This is a genomic window from Bacillus sp. M5A3_1b, assembly GCF_053345335.1.
The window spans coordinates 1-3,648 of sequence record NZ_JBKEZY010000029.1; the positions used below are offsets into that span (position 1 = coordinate 1).

Genomic DNA, 3,648 nt, shown 5'->3' on the forward strand with positions numbered 1-3,648 from the left:
ACAACATTCATTACCGGTGGCGGATCTGTATTCTAAAACGGTTGTTGCACCATCTCTTGGAAATAGCACTGGCGCAATGATTCGATATAGTCATCCTATCGCTGTGGCATACAATGGTGGCTATAAATATAAAAATGGTGGAAATTTCTTCTATGCTGAAATTGTTAAACAGTATGTAGATTTTGTCGGAGGAGTTGATCCTACTGATGTAGATACGCGTAAAAACGTGACGCTACCTTCTGATTGTTTAACTAATAACTTAGGTTGGTTACAATGTATAGAACGACAATCTTGGGTGTATAAAGAACCAAATGAACTTGCGGAAGTAGTAGGAAAGATTCCTCTTGGCAGTGGGCATGTGTATTTAGAGACTGCATGGGATGGGAAAAGATTTTGGTTTAAAATTGCCAATGATAACTGGGTTCCTGAAACAGTAATGCGTATTGAAAAAGATGGTAGAAGTAAAGGTGTCATTTGGAATGAATGGGATGGGCTAGAATGTTACCATCACGCAAATTACAACAGTGGTATACGAGATCGAGTAGGTGTAGGTCAATGGGTAATTGAGTTTAGAGATAACAACTGGATTTACATTACAGATAAAGGGTGGGTAGAGTTTGACGAAAAAATCATTCGTTGGATTCGCTAAAAAAGATAGTGCTCTTATTGAAGTACTTCACAAAAGTCACCTGAGAAAACTAAAGTATATCTGGATGTGTTAAACATACATTATATTTTGAAAACAATACATGGTTAAAGGAAATCTTGATGTAAGGTAACGACGGAGAAATTTTTTCTATCAATCTTATGGTATGAAAAATTAGTATATAGGCCAAAAATATATAAATAGTAAATCAAGGTGCTTATGTAAGTACCTTTTTTATATGGTGTGAAAAATAGAAAGGAAGATTAATATGGCAAAATTTATTTATCCAACAGATACAACAAGGGTAACAAGTGGTTTTAGAGGCAGCAGACCAGATCATCATGGGGTAGACCTTGCAGAACCAGGTTATCATCCGATTTATGCAGCGGCTAGTGGACAAGTTAGTCGCTCTTATTATTCATCTAGTTATGGTGAATGTATTATGATTGTGAATAATATTGATGGGGTCAAATGGGAAACTGTATATGCTCATATGCGTAGTGGTTCTCGAACGGTGAATGTAGGGGATTATGTTACACAAGGACAAACTATTGGAGTTATGGGGAACACTGGAGATTCTAGTGGCCAACACTTGCATTTTGAAATGCATAAAGGTGGCTGGGATATTAATAAGAGTAATGCTGTGAATCCGTTAGACTATCTGGGAAAAGGAGACGGTGGTAACACTGGAAATGGTTCTGATCCTACTGATGTAGATACACGTAAAAACGTGACGCTACCTTCTGATTGGTTAACTAATAACTTAGGTTGGTTACAATGTGTAGAGCGACAATCTTGGGTGTATAAAGAACCAAATGAACTTGCGGAAGTAGTAGGAAAGATTCCTCTTGGCAGTGGGCATGTGTATTTAGAGACTGCATGGGATGGGAAAAGATTTTGGTTTAAAATTGCCAATGATAACTGGGTTCCTGAAACAGTAATGCGTATTGAAAAAGATGGTAGAAGTAAAGGTGTCGTTTGGAATGAATGGGATGGGCTAGAATGTTACCATCACGCAAATTACAACAGTGGTATACGCGATCGAGTAAGTGTAGGCCAATGGGTAATTGAGTTTAGAGATAACAACTGGATTTATATTACAGATAAAGGCTGGGTAGAGTTTGACGAAAAAATTATTCGTTGGATTCGATAGATTTGTTAAAAAGAAGAGTAGGTCCTTATGGAGCGACTCTTCTTTATTTTTTATTAATTAGAATCACAAGCTAAATAACAATGTAGCTAGAAAAAGGATTTCTATCAATGATTAACAAAGGAGCATGTATAAATGAAGAAAATAGCAGATATATCTTATCATAATGGAAATATAAATTGGGCTGAAGCGAGTAATGATTTGGAGCTGGCTATTATTCGTGTACAATATGGATCTAATAAGGTTGATTCAAAATATAAAGAATATGTCCAAGGTTGTAAAGCATATGGAGTTCCATTTGGTCATTATGCTTATGGATGTTATACAAGTGTCCAAGACGCTATTGTAGAAGCAAGAGATTTTATGAATCGTGCAGACAAGGATGCAAAATTCCTTGTATTGGATGTAGAAGATGACACACTTGCTAGTTGTGGACCCACTAACTTAGCAAAAGCATCTCAGGCCTTCATTGATACATGTCGTGCAGCGGGCTGGAAAGTTGGATTATACGTGTCACATCACATGTATACAAGTGATGGACTAAATAGTGTGAGTGCAGATTTCTTATGGATTCCTCGTTATGGTGGCAGTAAACCTGCATATAGCTGTGATCTATGGCAATATACTGAAACTGGTAGCGTTGCAGGAATTACTGGTAATGTAGACTTAAATTACTTAGTAGGAAATAAAACTATTGAATGGTTTATAGGAAAGGGCTCTAATTCAAATAATCCTGATCCTACAGATGTAGACACCCGAAAGAATGTATCATTACCACCAGATTGGTTAACCAATAACTTAGGTTGGCTACAATGTGTAGAGCGACAGTCTTGGGTATATAAAGAACCAAATGAACTTGCGGAAGTAGTAGGAAAGATTCCTCTTGGCAGTGGCCATGTATATTTAGAGAGTGCATGGGATGGGAAAAGATTTTGGTTTAAAATCGCCAATGACAACTGGGTTCCTGAAACAGCAATACGTATCGAAAAAGATGGTAGGAGTAAAGGTGTCATTTGGAATGAATGGAAAGGATTAGAGTGTTACCATCATGCGAATTACAACAGTGGTATACGTGATCGAGTAAGCGAAGGACAATGGGTAATTGAGTTTAGGGATAACAATTGGATTTACATTAAAGATAAAGGTTGGGTAGAATTTGATGAAAAAATCATTCGCTGGATTCGCTAATTAAAAAAATTATTTGTATTAAAGTAAACTAAAAAAGATGAAACATATCGATAGGATAGTTTTAGAGCAAGTAGTGTTTGACTTGCATTATAGTACAGGCTATATCCGACGAAAACACGCTGAAATAAGAAAGATTGTCAAGTTTTTAGATGGGTTTTAATGTTACCTTTTTGTAGGCTACATGCAGTGTACAGAAAGTATTGAAAAAGTGATTTATAGTAGTAATATAAGATTTCGACGAAAGAGCAACTATTTTTATGGTTGCTCTTTTTGTTGTGAAAGAAGGTGAGCAACATGAAGTAATCTTATAGATTAATGGGTATTTGACTGAGAGTCATATTTAGTAAAGCAGTAGTTTTTTAGTCAAAAATAATAGGAAAATAAGGAGATGTTTAGTAATGAGTATATTAGCTGCTTCAGTTACGACAAAGAATCTGCCACAACAAGTGTTACGTTGGCAATCAATGGTAGAAAGTGAATGTTCTGCACAAGGAGTACCTGAGTTAATTCCTTACGTACTTGGAATCATTATGGTGGAAAGTGACGGGAATTCTGAAAAAACACCTGATATTATGCAATCAAGTGAATCACAAGGGTGGCCAATGAATACAATTAAAAATCCTAAAGATTCAATTTATTATGGAGTAAAGCATCTAAAAGGAGC

General features: G+C 36.1%; 4 protein-coding genes. All 4 read left to right on the plus strand.

From position 1 onward, the window contains the following. Positions 1 to 649, plus strand: a 649-nt coding sequence (locus tag ACLBWW_RS28505) for a lysozyme family protein (RefSeq protein WP_447614401.1), incomplete at its 5' end; no start/stop codon positions are given. Positions 650 to 914: 265 nt separating this feature from the next. Continuing rightward, positions 915 to 1,799, plus strand: a complete 885-nt coding sequence (locus tag ACLBWW_RS28510; RefSeq protein ID WP_048543941.1) for a M23 family metallopeptidase — start codon at positions 915 to 917, stop codon at positions 1,797 to 1,799. A gap of 132 nt (positions 1,800 to 1,931) precedes the next feature. Further along, complete coding sequence (locus ACLBWW_RS28515; RefSeq protein ID WP_048543939.1) at positions 1,932 to 2,984, plus strand: glycoside hydrolase family 25 protein; 1,053 nt, start codon at positions 1,932 to 1,934, stop codon at positions 2,982 to 2,984. A gap of 398 nt (positions 2,985 to 3,382) precedes the next feature. Continuing rightward, positions 3,383 to 3,648 (plus strand): lysozyme family protein (locus ACLBWW_RS28520; protein WP_447614402.1); only part of this gene is annotated, 266 nt, incomplete at its 3' end.

Coding starts and splice junctions, on each gene's coding strand:
- ACLBWW_RS28510 (WP_048543941.1), top strand. CDS start 915: ATGGCAAAATTTATTTATCCAACAGATACAACAAGGGTAACAAGTGGT.
- ACLBWW_RS28515 (WP_048543939.1), top strand. CDS start 1,932: ATGAAGAAAATAGCAGATATATCTTATCATAATGGAAATATAAATTGG.